Source organism: Variovorax rhizosphaerae (genome assembly GCF_037889975.1).
Lineage (GTDB): Bacteria > Pseudomonadota > Gammaproteobacteria > Burkholderiales > Burkholderiaceae_C > Variovorax > Variovorax rhizosphaerae.
In genome coordinates this window covers 315,752-335,013 of record NZ_JBBKZT010000003.1, presented here as the reverse complement: position 1 = coordinate 335,013, position 19,262 = coordinate 315,752, and the positions used below count along the sequence as shown (strand labels likewise).

Annotated in this window: 19 protein-coding genes; 9 read left to right on the top strand and 10 right to left on the bottom strand. The window is 66.8% G+C overall.

The annotated features are described in order from the left end of the window. Positions 1-4: 4 nt before the first annotated feature. The 8 genes from gspN to gspG form a co-directional block, all read right to left on the bottom strand. Positions 5-805 (bottom strand): type II secretion system protein N, encoded by an 801-nt coding sequence (gene gspN / locus WKW82_RS08175; RefSeq protein ID WP_340341766.1) that lies wholly within the window; start codon positions 803-805, stop codon positions 5-7. 8 nt (positions 806-813) lie between these two features. Further along, positions 814-1,434, bottom strand: coding sequence for a type II secretion system protein GspM (gspM, locus tag WKW82_RS08170; protein ID WP_340341765.1), 621 nt, complete (start codon positions 1,432-1,434; stop codon positions 814-816). Then, a complete protein-coding gene (gspL, locus tag WKW82_RS08165) occupies positions 1,431-2,642 on the bottom strand; it encodes a type II secretion system protein GspL (protein ID WP_340341764.1) in 1,212 nt (403 codons plus the stop codon). Before gspL ends, gspM begins: the two co-directional genes overlap by 4 nt. A gap of 130 nt (positions 2,643-2,772) precedes the next feature. After that, on the bottom strand, positions 2,773-3,864 hold the full coding sequence (gene gspK / locus WKW82_RS08160; RefSeq protein ID WP_340341763.1) for a type II secretion system minor pseudopilin GspK: 1,092 nt from the start codon (positions 3,862-3,864) through the stop codon (positions 2,773-2,775). Positions 3,865-3,914: 50 nt separating this feature from the next. Then, positions 3,915-4,568, bottom strand: coding sequence for a PulJ/GspJ family protein (locus tag WKW82_RS08155; protein ID WP_340341762.1), 654 nt, complete (start codon positions 4,566-4,568; stop codon positions 3,915-3,917). 294 nt (positions 4,569-4,862) lie between these two features. Beyond that, on the bottom strand, positions 4,863-5,264 hold the full coding sequence (gspI, locus tag WKW82_RS08150; RefSeq protein WP_340341984.1) for a type II secretion system minor pseudopilin GspI: 402 nt from the start codon (positions 5,262-5,264) through the stop codon (positions 4,863-4,865). A gap of 77 nt (positions 5,265-5,341) precedes the next feature. Continuing rightward, positions 5,342-5,893, bottom strand: a complete 552-nt coding sequence (locus WKW82_RS08145; protein ID WP_340341761.1) for a prepilin-type N-terminal cleavage/methylation domain-containing protein — start codon at positions 5,891-5,893, stop codon at positions 5,342-5,344. After that, entirely contained in the window at positions 5,868-6,287 is a 420-nt protein-coding gene (gene gspG / locus WKW82_RS08140) for a type II secretion system major pseudopilin GspG (protein WP_340341760.1), read from the bottom strand. Before gspG ends, WKW82_RS08145 begins: the two co-directional genes overlap by 26 nt. A 69-nt stretch (positions 6,288-6,356) precedes the next feature. Between gspG and WKW82_RS08135 the strand changes: the two genes are divergently transcribed. Then, positions 6,357-6,968, top strand: a complete 612-nt coding sequence (locus WKW82_RS08135; RefSeq protein ID WP_340341759.1) for a type II secretion system protein N — start codon at positions 6,357-6,359, stop codon at positions 6,966-6,968. Positions 6,969-7,017: 49 nt separating this feature from the next. On the opposite strand, the gene ilvA is transcribed toward WKW82_RS08135, so the two are convergent. After that, the gene (gene ilvA, locus WKW82_RS08130) at positions 7,018-8,562 is read right to left on the bottom strand and encodes a threonine ammonia-lyase, biosynthetic (RefSeq protein WP_340341758.1); all 1,545 of its coding nucleotides are present in this window, start codon (positions 8,560-8,562) and stop codon (positions 7,018-7,020) included. 262 nt (positions 8,563-8,824) lie between these two features. On the opposite strand from ilvA, the gene WKW82_RS08125 reads away from it, so the two are divergent. Then, entirely contained in the window at positions 8,825-9,274 is a 450-nt protein-coding gene (locus WKW82_RS08125; RefSeq protein WP_340341757.1) for an OsmC family protein, read from the top strand. Positions 9,275-9,525: 251 nt separating this feature from the next. On the opposite strand, the gene coq7 is transcribed toward WKW82_RS08125, so the two are convergent. Continuing rightward, positions 9,526-10,158, bottom strand: coding sequence for a 2-polyprenyl-3-methyl-6-methoxy-1,4-benzoquinone monooxygenase (coq7, locus tag WKW82_RS08120; protein ID WP_340341756.1), 633 nt, complete (start codon positions 10,156-10,158; stop codon positions 9,526-9,528). Positions 10,159-10,443: 285 nt separating this feature from the next. On the opposite strand from coq7, the gene WKW82_RS08115 reads away from it, so the two are divergent. The 7 genes from WKW82_RS08115 to WKW82_RS08085 all read left to right on the top strand — a co-directional run bounded on the left by WKW82_RS08115 (position 10,444) and on the right by WKW82_RS08085 (position 19,182). Further along, positions 10,444-11,784: a porin gene (locus tag WKW82_RS08115; RefSeq protein WP_340341755.1), complete on the top strand. Its 1,341-nt coding sequence runs from the start codon at positions 10,444-10,446 to the stop codon at positions 11,782-11,784. 137 nt (positions 11,785-11,921) lie between these two features. After that, a complete protein-coding gene (locus WKW82_RS08110; protein ID WP_340341754.1) occupies positions 11,922-12,902 on the top strand; it encodes an ABC transporter permease in 981 nt (326 codons plus the stop codon). After that, complete coding sequence (locus tag WKW82_RS08105) at positions 12,902-14,155, top strand: M20 aminoacylase family protein (RefSeq protein ID WP_340341753.1); 1,254 nt, start codon at positions 12,902-12,904, stop codon at positions 14,153-14,155. The genes WKW82_RS08110 and WKW82_RS08105 overlap by 1 nt, the downstream gene beginning before the upstream one ends. 93 nt (positions 14,156-14,248) lie before the next feature. Beyond that, a complete protein-coding gene (locus WKW82_RS08100) occupies positions 14,249-15,844 on the top strand; it encodes an ABC transporter substrate-binding protein (protein WP_340341752.1) in 1,596 nt (531 codons plus the stop codon). Between the two features lie 149 nt (positions 15,845-15,993). After that, the gene (locus WKW82_RS08095) at positions 15,994-16,905 is read left to right on the top strand and encodes an ABC transporter permease (protein ID WP_340341751.1); all 912 of its coding nucleotides are present in this window, start codon (positions 15,994-15,996) and stop codon (positions 16,903-16,905) included. Then, positions 16,905-17,894: an ABC transporter ATP-binding protein gene (locus WKW82_RS08090; RefSeq protein WP_340341750.1), complete on the top strand. Its 990-nt coding sequence runs from the start codon at positions 16,905-16,907 to the stop codon at positions 17,892-17,894. Before WKW82_RS08095 ends, WKW82_RS08090 begins: the two co-directional genes overlap by 1 nt. Before the next feature lie 247 nt (positions 17,895-18,141). Then, the gene (locus WKW82_RS08085) at positions 18,142-19,182 is read left to right on the top strand and encodes an ABC transporter ATP-binding protein (protein WP_340341749.1); all 1,041 of its coding nucleotides are present in this window, start codon (positions 18,142-18,144) and stop codon (positions 19,180-19,182) included. The last annotated feature ends 80 nt before the right edge of the window (positions 19,183-19,262 follow it).

Below are 19,262 nucleotides of genomic sequence, written 5' to 3'. Positions count from 1 at the left end.
TGGATCAACCCAGTGTAATGAGCGAGCGTGCGCCATCGCGCCGCCCGATGATGTTCAGGAGATTGGAGAGCGCGTCCTCGCGCCCCGGCGCGGCACGGGCTTCACCGTCGAAGCGCAGCGCGCGGCCGTTCCACCGGCCGCTGCCGCTCAGTTCCAGGCTGCCTTCCTGCGTGGCGAGGAGCAGTGTGGCTTGCGCACCGCCTTCCATCGTCAGGCGGTAAGTTCCGAGCGGCTTGAGCGTCGACAGTGCCGTCGAGATGTCCATGGCATTGAGCGCGGCACGCCCGCTCAATGCAAGTTGAGGCCCGCTCCAGCGCATCGAGAAGGCTTGCGTGGAGATGTCGAGCATGCCCTCGGGCTTGAGCGAGTTCCACGGGGCGCCGAGGCCGGTCAGCATCGCGGCTGGCCAGCGTGACTGGCCGTCGCGCCAAGCCAGCTCCAGGCCGTCGCTGTGCGGCAGGGCATCGAATTCAAGCGGCTTGGCCGCGCAGCAGGGCACCGTGAGCGCGGCCCGTACGCCATTCCACGCAGGGCGCAGCCGCCAGTCGACGGTGCCCGGCAGCGACACCGGCTGGGCGCCGCCCGGGCCGCTGGCAAACACCACGCCGGCGGTGCCGTTCCATACCGTGCCTTGCGCGTTCACCAACAGCAGGCGCCCGTTGGTGGCCTCGCGCAGCGCCTGCGCCAGCCAGCGTGCGGGCGCATAGGCTGCCAGCGCCGCCAGCCCACCCAGCAGCGCGCCCAGCATGGCCCAGCGCCAGGCTCGGGCTGGGCGTGCGGGAAGGGCGTTGGCGCGGGCGATCATCGGTGGCGTCAGCGCGGGGCGGCGGGCAAGGTCATGACCAGCGTGCCGTCCCAGCGCGGGCGGGTGTCGTCGGGCGTGGTGGCCGGGGCGTTGCCCGCGGCGGCCCTGAGGCCGGGCTGCAACGGGCCGCCGCGGGCTCCGGGCGTGGACGGCAGGCCGGGCAGCGCCGACGTCGAGGAAGCCGAAGGCGCGGCCGCGGCACGCGTCAGGTGCGCCTCGCGCGGCACCGCGCGCGCATTGTTGCGAGCTTGTGCCAGCCACTCGGCCAGTACGTCGGGCGGCGCGGCACGCATCATCACATTGGCCGCATCGCCCGCATTGACGACCTGTGCGCTGGCGCCCAGCGACTGGCGCACGGAAGTCTCCAAGGCGCGCAGCGACTCGTCGCGGTTGGCGCGCGGCTGCGCCTGCAGTGCCTGGGCTTGCGCCTGCAGCGTGCTCATCCGCTGCAATTCGACGTCGAGGCGCTTGTGCTCTTCGCGCGCGGCCGTCAGCGTGCGCAAGGCCGGTGCCAGCGCCACCCACCACACCAGCGCCAACAGCACCAGTGTCACCGCGGTCGCCACCAGCCGGCGCTCGCGCGTTTCCATGGCGGCCCAACGCGCCTGCAGGGTTTCACGGAACGTCATCGACGGACCTCCGCTTGCACCAGCAGCAAGTCGCCTTCGCTGCGCGCCGTGTAGCCGCGCGTGGTGATCGTGTTCATCAACGTGGCGACTTCCGTGGCTGAAAGATTGAGTCCGCGCAGACGCAACTGGCCAGCGCTGTAGTCGAGCGCGGTCGGCACCCGGCCGGGTGGCAGGCTCGCGCCGAGGACGGCCAGCATCGGCTCCAGGTCGAGCGCCGCCACACCGCCGGTGGCCTGCTGCAGCGCCGCCACTTCGCTCGCCATCTGCAGTGGCGCATCGAGCACCACCTTCACCGAAGGAAAGGTCTGCAGCAGGATCGCGTTGATCCTGCTGCGCTTGGCCTCGAGCGCATTGCGCTCCTTCCAGGCCCACGCATTGAGGCCGACCAGTTGCGCCAGCACCAGCACCACCGCACCCCAGCGGGCGGCGCGCCATTGGGGCGCATGGCGCAGCGCATGCCACAACGCGCCGACCTTCTTCCCGGCACGTGCGCGGCCACTGCTGGCCAGGTCGAACTGGGCCAGGTCCCACGAGGTGCGCGCCGCCTGCAGCCAGCGCTCGGGCGTCTGGGCGATCGGCAGGCGCTGGCCGAGCAAGGCTTCCGCCTGGGCCGCGACCGCGGGTTCCGCACTGGCCACGGCGGTGTCGAGCGGGGCGCCGCCGACCAGTGTCAGGCTGGCGGTGTTCAGCGGCAGTGTTGCCACGCCGTTGGCATCGCAAACCGTGAGTTGCGCCGACTCGGGCTCGCCGGTGGCGAACAGCATGGCCGGCGCATCAGCGGGCTGGGGCGCGAACTCGGGGACGATGCGCGTCACGCGCCGCCCGGCGGATTCAAGCGCCTGCACTGCCGCCCGCAGTTCGATGCGATGGCTGGCTGCGATCCACACGGTCGCGCCGGGCTTGGCGCCCGGTTCCAGCGCGAAGTGCAGGGACTCGGGCTCGTCCAGCAAGCGGTCTTCGAGCAGGCCGTCAAGGAGCGCGCGCAGGCGCGCCGCGCCGCCGAGGTTGCCCGGCGGCAAGGCCACGGCGTGCCATGACAGTGCGGCGCCCGGCACCAGCAGGGTGACATCGTTGCCGGCGGGCAACAGCGCCAGCGGCGCGCTGCCGTGCGAGAGCAGCGTGCGCCCGTCGTCGGCCGCCAGCGCCCAGCCGTGCTCGACGCCGCCATGGGCGCGCGACAACGGTGGGCAAACGATCAGTTCAGGCATGGTCGATCAGGAAAGAGGGGGGCCATTGTAGAAGGCCATCCCGGAGTCGCTACTTTTTTGATAGCGCGGGGTGCAGGCAGGACGGGCACTTCACAAAAGTATTACAAGATAGACGGCGACTGGCGGCTGATCAACGCGTGGCACCGGCCAGCGTTGCGCCTGCGCCACGCTCGCGCCACAACACGACGACGACCTTCCCATCCCGTTGAAGCAGCGAGTGTTCCTCGACGAAGGTGTTGTCGAGCCGCAACTTGCCTTCGACCTCGAAGAAGCGCGTCTTGAAGTCGTGACGTTGCGGGTTGAATGCATTGGCCTGGTCGCGCACGACATCGCCATCCGGCGGGATCTTGGTGAATGGCTTCAGCGTGCGTCGCGCCACGTCCTGCTTGGCTTCGGCCAGTTCCTTCTCGGGCACGCTGGCATAGATGGCTTCCGCACTGGCGGTATTGATGTTGAGCGGCGTGCTCACCGGCAGCACCGTGACATAGGGCTGTAGCGCGGCCACTGTTTGCGGCGAGAGCCCGAACCAGACCAGTTGCGACGTGCGAACCGGCATCAGCGGAGCGTTGGGCGCCGGGGTGCCGTCGCTTGCCGAGGTGGTCGTGGTCACTGTGGTGGTGGTCGTCGTTGTCGCGGGTGCCGCAGGCGTGGTGGCCGTGCCGGTCGTCGTGCCGGTGGTGGCGGTCGTGGGGGTTGTTGGCGTCGTGGTCGTTATCGTCGTGATCCCGACCATCGCGCGCTGCACGCCATTCGCGAGCAGGTCCACCTCGCCGCCCGGCAGGCCAAGCAGGGCGAACAGCTTCTTGAACGAAGCCACCGCAGCCGGGTCGGGCTTGTTGTTGGCGCCCATCAGGTTCATCACGTTGAGCTTCGATTGCGCATCCACGATGCGACCCGACAGAAGTGCATCGGGCAGGCCTTCGAGCATGGCGCTCGAGACGTTCTTCTCGGCCGCCAGGAAGCTCGACAGCCGGGCTTCCTCCAGCGGAAAAGCCCACGGCTCGGTCAGGGTGTCCGGCCCGCCGGTGTTGAAATCTGCCCGCAGGATCAGGCGCGACCAGTCGAGCGCGCCGATCAGGATCCAGGCCGACTGCACGCGCGCGCGCTCGGCCTGCTCCACCTCGACCGCGCGCCACTGCTGCCACAAGGCCGCCGTGGCGAGGGTGGCCACCAGCGTCACGGTCAGCATCGCGGCCAGCAGCGCCGCACCGGCCTGGCGCATCTTCGTCGGCGCAGCGTGTCTTTGCGAGCGTGGGAGGAGGGGGCGCGGCGTCATGATGGCTTCTGGATGCTCGAGGAAGGCCGTACCCAGTCGCGCGACAGCAGGCCGGTCAGCGCCGGGCCGGGCGGCAGGTTCAGCACCAGCCGCACGCCGTCGGGCAAGGCGTTGGCGCCGGTGAACGCATCGGCGCCCACGGCGGGGCTCCACATGTCGTTGCGGAAATAGTAGATCTGCCAGCTGTCGACCGGCATCAAGCTCACGTCGACGCCGCGCGTGGCGGACTGTGCCATGTCGCCTTGCGACCACGCGGCAGCGTCGGACCAGGCCGCCTGCCATTCGTCGCGCCGCGTCAGCGGGGCGGATTGCCAGCGGCTCCAATGGCTGCCATTGGCACCGGTGCGCAGCGTCCACGCGACCACGTAGACGACTGGCCGCAGTTCGTCGCTGCCGCGCCGTGTGATGCGCAACAGCCGGCCATCCCAGTCGATGGTGCTGGTGCCGGAGAGCTTGGTCATCGCATCGAGGTCCGCAGTCCATTGGGACAGCGTGGTCTGCAGCGTCAGCACCGCATCGCCGCGGACCCGGTTGTGCTCTTGCGCGCGCGCCATGCCGTCGATGCCGCGCCAGCTCATCAGCGCCAGCATCGCCATGACGAAGATGGCCACCATCAGCTCGATCAGCGTGAAACCGCGTTGGCGGTTCATGGCAACTTCTCCGTAAGGCCGCCCCAACAGGCATTTGGCGAAACGCGAGCAAGCCCATTCGGGGGCACGCGCGGAACCGGCTTCGCCGGGCCGCAGGGTGCGCCCCCTTGAGTCGATGTGGCTTTGCCATCTCGACTCAATCCCCCGCGGGGGGCGGGCCGGCACGGCCCTAGGGGCTCTTGAGGGGCTGAGGGCCGCGGCTCCAGGCCTGCCTGCGCAGGCTTGGACGGCCCGCACGAGCAGCCCCCTCTGCTGGCCGCCTGTGGCGCCGCTGGCGCATTCGGGGGTGGTCATCTAGTACCGGCCGACCACGGTCGACACGCGCAGCACCGGCGCGTCCTGCGCGTCGCGCACCTGCACGTCGACGCGGCGAAAGTCGGGGTTCAGCGTCGCGGTGGTCGACACGCCGACGTTGAAGTTGTTGCCGGCCTGCGTGCACACCAATGCGCTGTCGCCCACCGCCGGCATCGCGCGCGCGAGCCGCACCTTGGCCAACTCGTTCTCGGCGCAGATCTGGGCCAGCATCACGTCGGACTGCCGCTGCGCGTTGCGGGTCAGCGCGCTGCTGGCCTGCGAGCCGGCCATCAGGGCAATCGCGACGATGCCGAGAGCGACCAGCACCTCGATCAGCGTGAATCCGCGATCGGCCGGGCGGACCCTGCGTTGCCCGCGCCGGGCATGTGCGCGTCCTCGCAGCCCCCACGCGACGCACTGCGTCTCCTTGCGGCCCCCCGAAGGAGCGCCAGCTTGCCTGGGGCGGCCCGCTGCTGCGCTCACGGCGAAACCACCGCAAACGGCCGCAGCCCGTCGGTCGCGATGCGAAGGCTGCGTGCGGGTGGGCCCTCGGTCGTCAGCACGACCTGCTGCGCCGCGATGATCGGATCGGGTCCGAGCAGCAGCGCACGGGTGCTGCGCCCGTCGGCGGTGGAGGGTTGTGCGATGACGCCGTCCTGGAGCCACGTGCCCGGCAGCGCGTTGGGCGGCAGGCCATCGAAAGTGAAGCCTTCGGGGGTCGAGCGCCAGCGCACCGTCGCGCCGCTGGCGCGCGATTGGGCACGCGCCGCGTCGAGCAGCACCGCCAGGCGTTCGCCTTCGCGTTCGAGCGAAGTCTGCCCGCTGTCCCGTATCGCAAAGCCGACGCCGGCCGTGGCGATCGCGATGATGGCGATCACCACGATCAACTCGAGCAGGGTGAAGCCACGCGCGTGGCGGGAGGGGCGGCGACGATTTGCAACGCAAAAGATCGCCCAGGCCCGGGACGGGTGCTCCGCGGAGGACTGGATCCGGGCCTTCCCGGCCCTATTGCCAGCTGCCGATGTCGGCATTGTTGCCTTCGCCGCCCGGCTGGCCGTCGGCGCCGAACGAGAACACGTCGATCTCGCCCTTGATGCCAGGGTTCAGGTACTGGTAGGGCTTGCCCCAGGGGTCGTTGGGAAGCTTGTCGATGTTCGGCTTCCAGTTGGGTGCCGCGGGGCCGGTGGTGGGCTGCACCACCAGCGCCGGCAGGCCCTGTTCGGCGGTGGGGTAGCGCTGGTTGTCGAGCCGGTAGCGCTTGAGCGCCTGCATCAGGTTGGCGATGTCGGTCCGGGCGCTCTGCACGCGGGCTTCGTCGACGCGGCCGATGACGTTGGGCACGATCAGCGCGGCCAGCACGCCGATGATGACCAGCACCACCATCAGTTCGATGAGCGTGAAGCCGCGTTGCAGGGAGGCACGCATTGGGCGGGGCGAAGATGTCATGGAGGAGTCGGGCTTGGTTCGTGCGGCGCTGCATGATAATCCGCCCACATGTCGGCCCCGTCCACCCTCCAGGCTCCATTTGCCACTTCTTCGCGCTGGCCGGTCGTCATCGCCACGCTGTTCCTGTGGGCACTGGCCGCCGCCAGCATCGTGTTCTGGGGCCTGCGCCTCGCCGCCCCGGCCGACACGGCGCCGCCGCCCGCGGTGGCCAGTGCTCCCGTGGCGGTGGATCCGGCCTCGGTCGGGCGCTTCCTGGGCGCCGTCAACACACCGGTCGCCGCTGTGGCCACGCCCGACGCAGCGAGCCGCTTCGTGCTGCAAGGCGTGATTGCCGACACCGATGGCCAGGGTGCCGCGCTGATTGCCGTCGACGGCAAGCCGGCGAGACCGTTCCGCGTGGGCGCCAGCATCGGCGACAGCTACGTGCTGCAGTCGGTCGGCGCGCGCGCCGCATCGCTGGGCGCAGGCGCGCGGGGACCGGTCGCCTTCACGCTGAAGCTGCCCGATCGCCCGATGGCCATCCCTGGCGTTGCCGGCCCGGCGAGCCCCGCCTCCACCGCGCCCGGCAGCTTCGCGAATCCAGCGAACCCCATCGGTTACCCGAATCCCGGCAACCCCGCCGGCTTCGGGAACCCTGCCGGTCCCGTCCGCGGCCCCTGAGTCAGGCGGATCATGGTCGCCTGCCCGGACGGGCGGCGACCGTGATTTCTCAAGCCTTCAGGAACAACTGGTAGACCGGATTCGCCGTCTCCTCGACGTACGGATAACCCAGCGTCCGCAGGAACTCGTCAAACGTCGCATGGTCGGCCACTGGCACCTGCACGCCAACCAGGATGCGACCGTAGTCGGCGCCCTGGTTGCGATAGTGGAACAGGCTGATGTTCCAGTTCGGCTGCATCAGGCTCAGGAACTTCAGCAGCGCACCCGGCCGCTCCGGAAAGACGAAGCGCAACAGCCGCTCGTCATGCGCCAGTCCGGTGCGCCCGCCCACCATGTGGCGGATGTGTTCCTTCGCCAATTCGTCATGCGTCAGGTCGAGCGCGCCGAAGCCGTGTTCGACGAAGGTGTTGGCGATCGTCGTCGACTCGCCGCGCGCCGAGGTGGTGAGGCCGACGAAGACATGGGCCTTGGCCGTGTCGCTGATGCGGTAGTTGAATTCGGTCACGTTGCGCGATGCGCCGGGCAATTCGCCGACCAGTTCGCAGAAGCGGCGGAAGCTGCCGCGCTCCTCCGGGATCGTCACCGCGAACAGCGCCTCGCGCTCCTCGCCGACCTCGGCGCGCTCGGCAACGAAGCGCAGCCGGTCGAAGTTCATATTGGCGCCGCAGAGGATCGCCGCATAGGTTTCGCCGCGCGTGCCGTGCTGCTCCACGTACTGCTTGATCGCCGCAACGGCCAGCGCCCCGGCCGGCTCGACGATGCTGCGGGTGTCGACGAAGATGTCCTTGATGCCGGCGCACACGGCATCGGTGTCGACGGTCATGAATTCGTCGACCAGGTCGCTTGCAATGCGGAAGGTCTCCTCGCCGACCAGCTTGACGGCGGTGCCATCGGAGAACAGGCCCACATCGGGCAGCGTGACGCGCTCCTTCGCGCTCACCGATTGCATCATGGCGTCGGAGTCGTTCATCTGCACGCCGATCACCTTGATCTCCGGGCGCACCGCCTTGATGTAGTTGGCCACGCCGGAGATCAATCCGCCGCCGCCGATGGCGACGAAGACCGCGTCGAGCCGGCCCTGGTGCTGCCGCAGGATTTCCATGGCAATGGTGCCCTGGCCGGCGATCACGTCCGGGTCATCGAAGGGGTGCACGAAGGTAAGGCCTTGCGCGGCCTGCAATTCGAGCGCGTGGCCGTAGGCGTCGGAATAGCTTTCGCCGGACAGCACGACATCGCCGCCGAGTGCGCGCACGGCGTCGACCTTGAGCTGCGGCGTGGTCACCGGCATCACGATCACGGCGCGCGTGCCGAGCGTTCGCGCACTGAGCGCGACGCCCTGCGCATGGTTGCCGGCCGAGGCGCAGATCACGCCCTTGCCCAATTGCTCCGCGCTCAGGTGGGCCATCTTGTTGTAGGCGCCGCGCAGCTTGAAGCTGAACACCGCCTGCTGGTCTTCGCGCTTGAGCAGCACCGTGTTGCCCAGGCGAATGCCCAGGGCACGCGCCGGTTCGAGCGCGGATTCCACGGCCACGTCGTAGACGCGGGCGGTGAGGATTTTCTTGAGGTAGTCGGCGGGGGTGAGCGGGCTGGGCATAGGGCCGCGATCATAGGGCCCGTCGCGGGAGCCTCCTCGGCGCATGGCTTGGCGCATAAAAAAGCCCCGAGTCTTGCGACTCGGGGCTAAATCCACCAATTGGGAGGGTGGAGGAGACAACCGGGGCACAACCATTGGTTGCGCGTTGAAATAAAGTATATCGGTTGTTTGTTGCAACGCAACAAGCAATAGTGTTTTTCCCCACACAACTGGTGATCGCGTGAGTTTTTGCGCAATCGCCTCAATCGGAGCCTGCGAATCGATGGAATGCACAGTCAGTTGGACCGGCGCGGCCGGGACCCGGTCGCCGATGGGCTTTGTTGCCGAGACCGGCAGCGGCCATGTCCTGGCCATGGACGGCGCCCCGGACGAAGCGAAGCCGGAGAACGGCGGTCGCAACCAGGCGCCGCGGCCGATGGAGACCTTGCTGGCCGGCACCGGCGGCTGCACCGCCTACGACGTGGTGCTGATCCTCAAGCGTGGCCGGCACAACGTCGACCGCTGCAGCGTCAAGCTCACCACCGAGCGTGCGGAGAAGGACCCGAAGGTCTTCACGAAGATCCACATGCACTTCACCGTGGCCGGCAAGGGCATCCCCGAGGCCGCCGTGGCCCGTGCCATCGCGCTGAGCCATGACACGTATTGCTCCGCCACCATCATGCTTGGCAAGACCGCCGAGATCACGACCAGCTTCGAATTGATCGAGAGCTGACGAAGGCGTGAATCCTTCTGCTGCAAACGCCGATCCGGGGCCTCCGGTGTCGACTCCGGCGTGACAAGCGCCTTGTGTCCCTGAATTCGTCGTCACCTTGCTGGACGGGCTCCGCCTTGACCCGACTTTGCGGCCTTCGCCATGAAATCTTCACGCCTTCCTGGCCAGAGGGGACGGATCGTGGGGGCCCGAGTCTCGTGCGGGTGTCGTCGAAAGGCAAAGTCACATTGACTTGAAGGCGTGCGGCCGCTTCAGATGCGGTGCGCGACGGTCGTCATGACCCGGGCGGCAAGCTGCATCGCCGCGCGGGCCGGCGCCGGCAGGTCGCGTGCGCCGGCGCTGCGGGCCTGGGCACCGTGGCGCGCTTCGTCATCCTTCATCTGCGCCACGACCGCACGCGAGGCGGTGTCGGCCGCGGGGATGCGGTCCAGATGCCCATCGAGATGCGCTTCGACCTGGCGCTCCGTCTCGGCAACAAAGCCGAGGCTCAAGGCATCGCCGCCCAGCCGCCCGGCCACCAGCCCCAGTCCGAACGCCCCCGCATACCAGAGAGGATTCAGCAGCGAGGCCCGGGCGCCCAGGTCGTCCAGACGCTGCTGCGTCCAGGCGAGATGGTCGGTTTCTTCATGCGCCGCCTCCAATAGTTGGCTGCGCAAGGCGGGATCGCGCGCGACGGCGGCCTGTGCCGTGTAGAGCGCCTGGGCGCAGATCTCGCCGACATGGTTGACGCGCATCAACGCACCCACCTCGCGACGCTCGGCGGCCGTCAGGGGCCCCGGCGGGTTTGCGGGGGGCGGCGCGGGCCGCGTCGCGTGGGGGCGGGTGAACAAGGTGCGCAGGGCCGCATCCGCCGCAATCAGGAGGGGGTCGAGTGAACGGGTCATGACGCCATTGGAACGCAACTTGCCAGGCGTTGATGCCGGCCTCCTGATCGTTTCACATCATGAACTGGACGGCACCCTGCGGCTTTGTTGCACTGGTGCAACGAAACGCCGGACCCTTCCGCGATTTAGGATGAATTCTTTTGCCCTGATGCGGCGCGTCTGGTGCAATAGCGACAACTTCCCAAAAGGAGGTTGGCCCGGGGTCCGGTGGGAGCACAGAAAAGTGCCCAGTCACGGTGAGCCCTCTGCACCGGAGCCCTATGTTTAACCTTGGAGAAACTTGCAATGAAAAAATCCCTAGTTGCTCTGGCTGCCCTGGCTGTCGCTGGCGCTGCCTCGGCTCAGTCGTCTGTCACCCTGTTCGGCGTGGTTGACGCCGCTGTCAGCTATTACCAAACCACGAGCAAATTCATCGGCAACGCCGGCACGCCCCTGGTCAACTTTGTTGGCGGTCCTGATCTGAAGCAAAGCCAGACGCTGCTGTCCAACGGTGCCTACAACTCGAGCCGCATCGGCTTCCGTGGCACGGAAGACCTGGGCGGTGGCCTGGCAGCAAGCTTCTGGCTCGAATCGCCGATCACCAACGACGACGGCGCCGTCGGTGCTGCGAGCTTCACGCGTCGCTCGACCGTGAGCCTGTCGGGTGGTTTCGGTGAATTGCGTCTGGGTCGTGACTACACGCCGACGTTCTGGAACGACACCGTGTTCGATCCGTTCGGCACCAACGGCGTTGGTACCAACCTGATCTTCACGATGAACGCCGGTCCGCGTAGCATCGTTGCCAACCCCGCCGGTGGCGTCGCGCTCAACCGTGGCCTGTTCTCGAATACGCAAAACGTTCGCGCCAGCAACTCGATCGGCTACTTCCTGCCGCCGAACCTGGGTGGCTTCTACGGTCAAGTCCAGTACGCATTGAACGAAGCCGTCAAGTACGATGGCGCTACCGCTTGCACGCTGTCCGCTGCTGGCGTTGCCAGCTTCGGTTGCGCCCCGAACGTGCTGAACAGCCAACGCACTGGCCGCTATGTCGGTGGCCGCTTCGGTTACGCGAACGGCGGTCTGGACGTTGCTGCGTCCTACGGCCAAAGCACCACGGGCGACGACTTCTACGCTGGCACGACCACCAACGTCAAGATCGGCAACCTCGGCGCTTCGTATGACTTCGGCGTTGTCAAGCTGTTCGGCGAAATCTCGCAAACCAAGAACGACATCAAGCAAGACCCGGTTTACATTGCCCAGTTCGGCAGCGGCTCCTACAAGGGTCAAGGCTTCCTGGTTGGCGCCACCGTGCCGGTCGGTCCTGGCCTGATCCGCGTGTCGTACTCGTCGGTCAAGGTGAAGTACACGTCGGCCCCGACGCTGGCTGCGTTCTCGCTGTTCACGGTCGCAGAAGACCCGAAGGCTGACAAGTTCGCCGTCGGCTACGTGCACAACCTGTCGAAGCGCACGGCCCTGTACGCAACGGCTGCGTTCATCAAGAACAAGAACGGCGCGAACCTGAACGCCAACAACTCGTTCTCCGGCAACAGCCCGCAGTTCACGAACACGTTCCTGCTGGCTCCGGGCGGCAGCTACCAAGCCGACAAGGCTTACGGCTACGACTTCGGTATCCGTCACGCTTTCTGATCTGACGCTGGCTCGCGCCAGTTGAAGTTGAAAGACTCGAAAAGCCACTCGATGAAAGTCGAGTGGCTTTTTTTATGGTTAACGCTCTCCCGGGCACGCGGATTGCCCTGCTATCGTTGGTAACAGGTAGTTTCTCGATGCTTGTATTTGTACTCCGCCGCCTTATCCAGGCCGTGATCGTGATGGTCGCGGTGGCTTTCATCGCGTTCCTGCTGTTCCAGTACGTGGGGGACCCGGTGGTCTTCCTGCTGGGGCAGGACGCCAAGCCGGAACAGATCCAGCAGCTGCGCATCGACTTGGGGCTCGACCAGCCCTTCGTCGTGCAGTTCTGGCACTTCATCGTCAACGCTGCGCAGGGCGAGTTCGGCCTGAGCTTGCGCCAGGGTGCGAAGGTGTCGCGCTTGATCGGGGAGCGGCTGCCAGCAACACTGGAACTGTCGGTGCTGGCGGCTTTGTTGGCGCTGGCCGTGGGCTTGCCCATGGGCGTGTATGCCGCCTTGCGGCGCGGCTCGGTGGGCAGCCAGTCGGTGATGGCGCTTTCCCTGCTGGGCGTGTCGCTGCCGACCTTTCTCATCGGCATCCTGATGATCCTGGTGTTCTCGGTCTGGCTTGGCTGGTTGCCGAGCTTCGGGCGTGGAGAGGTCGTCAAGCTGGGCTGGTGGAGCAGTGGCCTGTTCACGCGTGACGGCTGGAGCCACCTGGTGCTGCCGACGGTGACGCTGGCCATCTTCCAACTCACGCTAATCATGCGGCTGGTGCGCTCCGAGATGCTGGAGGTGCTGCGCACCGACTACATCAAGTTCGCCCGGGCGCGCGGCCTGTCGAATCGCGCGATTCATTTCGGGCATGCCTTGCGCAACACGATGGTGCCGGTCATCACCATCACGGGGCTACAGTTGGGCTCGCTGATTGCGTTCGCGATCATCACCGAGAAGGTGTTCCAGTGGCCCGGCATGGGCCTGCTGTTCATCGAGGCCGTGACCTTCGCCGACATCCCGATCATGTCGGCCTATCTCTGCCTCATCGCATTGATTTTCGTGACGATCAATCTGGTGGTCGATCTGCTGTATTTCGCGGTGGATCCGAGGCTGCGGGTTTCCACCACTGGAGGGCATTGATGGGGCCGGTACGTTGGCAGGTGGCGGGAAGGGCGTTTGCGCACATTGCGCGCTTTCATCCAGAGATCACGGCATTGCGTCGCGACCTGCACGCGCATCCGGAACTGGGTTTCGAGGAGGTCTACACCGCCGCGCGTGTGCAGGAGTCGTTGAGGGCCTGCGGTGTCGACGAGATTCACACGGGCATCGGCAAGACCGGCGTGGTCGGCGTGATCCGTGGGCGCTCCACGGCGAGCCGCCGCATGATCGGCCTGCGCGCCGACATGGACGCGCTGCCGATGTGCGAGGACAACGGCTTCGACTGGCGCTCGGCCAAGAAGGGCTTGATGCATGGCTGCGGTCATGACGGACACACGGCGATGCTGGTGGGGGCGGCGCGTTACCTGGCGGAGACGCGTAACTTCGACGGCACGGCAGTCCTGATCTTCCAGCCCGGCGAGGAAGGCTTTGCCGGCGCCCGCGTGATGATCGAGGACGGGCTGTTCGATCGCTTTCCGGTGCAGTCGGTGTTTGCCATGCACAACTGGCCGGGGATGCAGCCCGGCACGATCGGGCTGAACAACGGGGCGATGATGGCGGCGGCGGATCGCATCACCATCGAAGTGACGGGCAAGGGCGGGCATGGCGCGCATGCGTACCAGACGATCGATCCGGTGCTGGTGTCGGCGCACATCATCACGGCGGTGCAGAGCATCGTCTCGCGCAACGTGCGGCCGATCGACGCGGCGGTGATCAGCATCTGCGCGGTGCAGGCTGGCGACCTGGGCGCGATGAGCGTGGTGCCGGGCAAGGCGACGCTCGTGGGCACAGTGCGTACCTTCAGCGACGTGGTGCAGAAGCAGGTCGAGCGGCGGCTGGCGGAAATGTGTGGTGCAGTTGCCTCGGGTTTTGGCGCCACCGCGACGGTGCGCTTCGAGCACATCTATCCGGCGACCATCAACACGGCCACGGAGGCGCTGTTTGCGGGCGACGTGGCGCAGGGGCTGGTAGGCGCGCGCAATGTCGAGCGCAACATGGAGCCGAGCATGGGCGCCGAGGACTTCTCCTTCATGCTGCAGAAGAAGCCTGGCGCCTACCTGCGCATCGGCCAGGGCGCGAAGGACGGCGCCTTCCTGCACAACAGCCGCTACGACTTCAACGACGAGATCCTGCCGCTCGGCGCCGCCATGCACGCGAGTCTGGTCGAGCAGGGCATGCCCTTGCAAGTCACCGCCGTGCCCAAGGAAAACGCCAAGGCGCGCGCCTTGCAATAGACCGCATCATTGGGCTGACTGCCACATCGGCCGCACGCTTGCGCCGCGTTCCACCTACGAGTTTCTGTTCCAACCCACCGAGGAGTGTCTTTCATGAGTCTCAAGTCCAAAGCGCTGACGGCCGCTGTCCTGGCGATGCTGGGCGCGACGAGTCTGCTGGCCAATGCACAGACCATCCGCATTGCCAACCAGGGCGATGCGCTTTCGCTGGACCCGCACTCGCTCAACGAGTCGCTGCAGCTCAGCACCGATGCGAATGCCTACGAACCGCTGGTCGGACGCAACAAGGACCTGAGCCTGGCGCCCTTGCTGGCCACGAGCTGGAAGCAGAGCTCGCCCACGGTCTGGACTTTCGAACTGCGCAAGAACGTCAAGTTTCACGATGGCACGCCCTTCACCGCGGATGACGTGATCTTCAGTTTTGCGCGTGCGGCGGGCGAGGGCTCGGACGTGAAGACCAACACTGCCGACATCAAGGAAGTGCGAAAGGTCAACGACTTCGCGATCGAGATCGAGACCAAGGGCCCGTTCCCGATCCTGCCGGACGTGATCTCGCAGCTCATGATCATGAGCAAGAAGTGGTGCGAGGAGAACAAGGCGACGATGCCGGTCGACCGCCGCAAGGGCATCGAGAACACGGCCTCGTTCAAGGCCAACGGCACCGGGCCGTTCCGCGTGCGCGAGCGCCAGCCGAACGTGCGAACGGTGTTCACGCGCAACCCCACCTACTGGGGCAAGATCGAAGGCAACGTGCAGGAAGTGATCTTCACGCCGATCTCGAATCCGGCGACGCGCGTGGCGGCCCTGCTCTCCGGCGAGATCGACGTGATGGAACCGGTGCCGGTGCAGGACATCGAGCGCATCAACAAGAGCGCCAATGCACGCGTGATCAGCGGGCCCGAGCTGCGCACGATCTTCCTCGGCATGGACCAGAAGCGCGACGAGTTGCTCTACTCCAGCGTGAAGGGCAAGAACCCGTTCAAGGACAAGCGCGTGCGCCAGGCCTTCTACCAGGCGATCGACATCGTGGGCATCCAGAAGACGGTGATGCGCGGCGCCTCGCGCCCGACGGGCTTGATGGTGGGCCCGGGCATCAACGGTTGGACGGAGGCGCAGGACAAGCGGCCTTCGTACGACGTGGAAGCTGCCAAGAAGCTGTTGGCCGAGGCGGGCTACCCGAACGGCTTCGAAGTGACGATGAATTGCCCGAATGACCGCTACGTGAACGACAGCCAGATCTGTCAGAGCGTGGCGGCCAACCTGGCGAAGATCGGCGTGAAGATCAACCTGGCGGCCGAGACCAAGGGCACCTACTTCCCGAAGATCCTGCGGCGCGACACCAGCTTCTACATGCTGGGCTGGACGCCCACCACCTACGACTCGCACAACGCGTTGAGCGCGTTGATGTCCTGTCCGGACGACAAGACCGGCACGGGGCAGTTCAACTTGGGCGCGTACTGCAACCCGAAGGTGGACGAACTGACCAAGAAGATCCAGTCCGAGACCGACAAGCCCAAGCGCGACGCGATGATCAAGGATGCGTTTGCGCTGCACACCGACGACATCGGCCACCTGCCGCTGCACCAGCAGACGCTGGCATGGGGCGTGAGCAAGAAGGTGGAACTGACGCAGATGGCGGACAACTACATGCCGTACAAGTGGATGAGCATCAAGCAGGTCGCCCCATAGGCCGGCGCTCTGCGTGCGCTTCTCCGACCCCCTGCCGGGGGGGCGATACCACAGGCCCGGCCAAGCCGGTTCCTCGGTGTCCTGGCATTTGATTTGTGAAGTTGTTGAAGGGTGGGCGCGAACCTTGCGGTGAGTGGTTGAGATCCAAGATGAAAAAAACATTGTTCCGCTGGTTCGACGGGGATGTGGGCTACAGCTTTCGCCATTCGCCGATGGCGATCGCCGCCGCGGTGGTCGCGTTCATCTGCATCTTCTGCGCGGTGTTCGCGGGCTGGGTGGCGCCGCATGATCCCTACGACCTCGCGACGCTTGAACTGGGCGATGCGCGCAAGCCGCCGGTGTGGATGGAAGAGGGCACGTCCAAGTACCTGCTGGGCACGGACGAGCAAGGGCGCGACATCCTGTCGGCGCTGATGTATGGCTCGCGGGTGTCGCTGGTGGTCGGCTTCGTGTCGGTGCTGCTGTCGATGCTGATCGGCGTGACGCTCGGGTTGCTGGCGGGCTTTCGGGGTGGCTGGCTGGATTCCTTCCTGATGCGGCTTTGCGATGTGGTGCTGTCCTTTCCCGCGATCCTGGTGGCGTTGCTGATCGCGGGCGTGGGACGGGCGCTGTTCCCGAACGCGCCCAATTCGGTAGCCTTCGGCGTGCTGATCCTGGCGATCTCGCTGACGAAATGGGTGGACTACGCGCGCACGGTGCGCGGCTCCACGCTGGTGGAGCGGAACAAGGAATATGTGCAGGCGGCGCGCGTCACGGGTGTGTCGTCGATGCGCATCATGAGGAAGCACGTGCTGCCGAATGTGCTGGGACCGGTGTTCGTGATCGCGACGGTGCAGGTCGCCACCGCGATCATCACCGAGGCCACGTTGTCCTTCCTGGGCGTGGGTGTGCCGCCAACGTCGCCGTCGCTGGGCACGCTGATCAGCAACGGCAACCAGTTCCTGTTCAGCGGCGAATGGTGGGGCGTGGTGTTTCCCGGCGTGATGCTGGTGCTGATCGCGCTGAGCGTGAACCTGCTGGGCGACTGGCTGCGCGATGCGCTGAACCCGAGGTTGGGATGATGAAGCAGCCGCTGTTGCAGGTGCAGAACCTGGTGGTCGAGTTCCCGGGGCGGCGTGGCACGCTGCGCGCGCTCGACGACATTTCCTTTTCGATCGCGCCGGGGGAGATCCTGGGTGTGGTGGGTGAATCGGGTGCGGGCAAGTCGCTCACTGGTGCGGCCATCATCGGCCTGCTGGAGCCGCCGGGCCGTATTGCGAGCGGGCAGATCCTGCTGCAGGGCGAGCGCATCGACAACCTCGATCATTCGAAGATGCGGCACATTCGCGGCCGGCGCATCGGCGCGATCTTCCAGGACCCGCTGACTTCGCTGAACCCGCTCTACACGATCGGGCGGCAGCTCACCGAGACCATCCGCACCCACTTGCCGGTGACCGAGGCCGAGGCGCGCAAGCGGGCCATCGGGCTGCTGGAGGACACGGGCATTCCGGGTGCTGCGCAACGCATCGACCACTATCCGCACCAGTTCTCGGGCGGCATGCGGCAGCGCGTGGTGATTGCGCTGGCGCTGGCGGCGGAGCCGATGCTGATCGTGGCGGACGAGCCGACCACCGCGCTCGACGTGTCGATCCAAGCGCAGATCATCACGCTGCTCAAGCGCCTGTGCCACGAGCGCGGCGCGGCCGTGATGCTGATCACGCACGACATGGGTGTGATCGCGGAGACCTGCGACCGCGTGGCCGTGCTGTATGCGGGGCGCGTGGCGGAGATCGGGCCGGTGCATGAGGTGATCCATGCGCCGGCGCATCCCTACACCGGCGGGCTGATGGCGGCGATTCCGGACATGACGATCGAGCGCGAGCGGCTGAACCAGATCGATGGGGCGATGCCGCGGCTCAATGCGATTCCCGACGGTTGCGCGTACAACCCGCGGTGTCCGCGTGCGTTCGAGCGCTGCATGCGCGAGCGGCCTGAACTCCTTGAGGCGGGTGCGACGCGGGCGGCTTGCTGGCTGCACGATGCAGCGCAAGGTGCGGGAGTCGTCGCGTGAGCGCCGCTCGGCCGTTAAGAAGGCGCTCGCATCGCAGCGCGCAGCGCGGAGGTTTCCTGATGCCCGCCGCTCGGCCGTTCCGAAGGCGCTCGCACCGCAGCGCGCAGCGCGGAGGTTTCCTGATGCCCGCCGCCCGGGCGCTCCGAAGGCGCTCGCACCGCGGCGCGCAGCGCGGAGGCTTCCCGGTGAATCCGAGCCGTGCACCGGCGGACACTCGCCCCGAAATGCAATTCATCGAGGTCGCGCAATGACTTCCACCGTCGTCGAACACATCGACCTTGACGTGCCGCCCGAGAACAAGCCTCTCGTCGTGGCCCATGACATCGCCCGGACATTCGATGTGTCCGCGCCGTGGCTCAACCGCGTGATCGAGCGCCAGCCGCGGCTGCTGCTGCATGCGGTCGATGGCGTCAGCTTCACGATTCCGCGCGGGCAGACGCTAGCGCTGGTTGGCGAATCCGGTTGCGGCAAGAGCACCGTGGCGCGCGTGCTGGTCGGGCTCTACAAGCCGAGCCGCGGGCACGTCCACTTCGCGGGCAAGGATGTGCACGAGACCTTTGCGTCGCCGCAAGGGCGCGCGCTGCGCCAGCACATCCAGATGATCTTCCAGGACCCGTATGCGAGCCTGAATCCGCGCTGGAAGGTGGAGGGCATCGTCGGCGAGCCGCTGCTGGAGCACGGCCTGGTGACGGAGAAGGGTGCGCTGCGCGACCGCGTGGGCGAATTGCTGAAGTCGGTGGGGCTGAGCCCGCACGACATGGTGAAGTACCCGCACCAGTTCTCGGGCGGGCAACGCCAGCGCATCTCGATCGCGCGTGCGCTCGCGACCGCGCCGGAGTTCCTGGTGTGCGATGAGCCCACCAGCGCGCTCGACGTGAGCGTGCAGGCCCAGGTGCTCAACATCATGAAGGACCTGCAGCGCGAGCGCGGGCTGACCTACCTCTTCATCTCGCACAACCTCGCCGTGGTGCGCCATGTGAGCGACCAGGTGGGGGTGATGTACCTGGGCCGCCTTGTGGAGGTAGCCGAAAAGCGCACGCTGTTCGCTACGCCGCGGCACCCTTACACGCGCATGCTGCTCGACGCGATCCCGCAGATGCACGCGACGGGCCGTGCGCGCACGCCGGTGCAGGGCGAGGTGCCGAACCCGCTGTCACCGCCGACGGGGTGCGCCTTTCATCCGCGCTGTCCGCATGCTAATGCGCGGTGTTCGGCGGAGCGGCCGAAGCTGCAGACCTTCGAGGGGACTCAGGTGGCGTGCCATGCCGTGGAGGAGGGGCGGATTTAAGTCCCTTTGAATTCGGACTTGGCCGTACGCGAAGGACGCGAAGGTTCCGCGAAGGACGCAAAAGGATTCAAGAAGAAGAA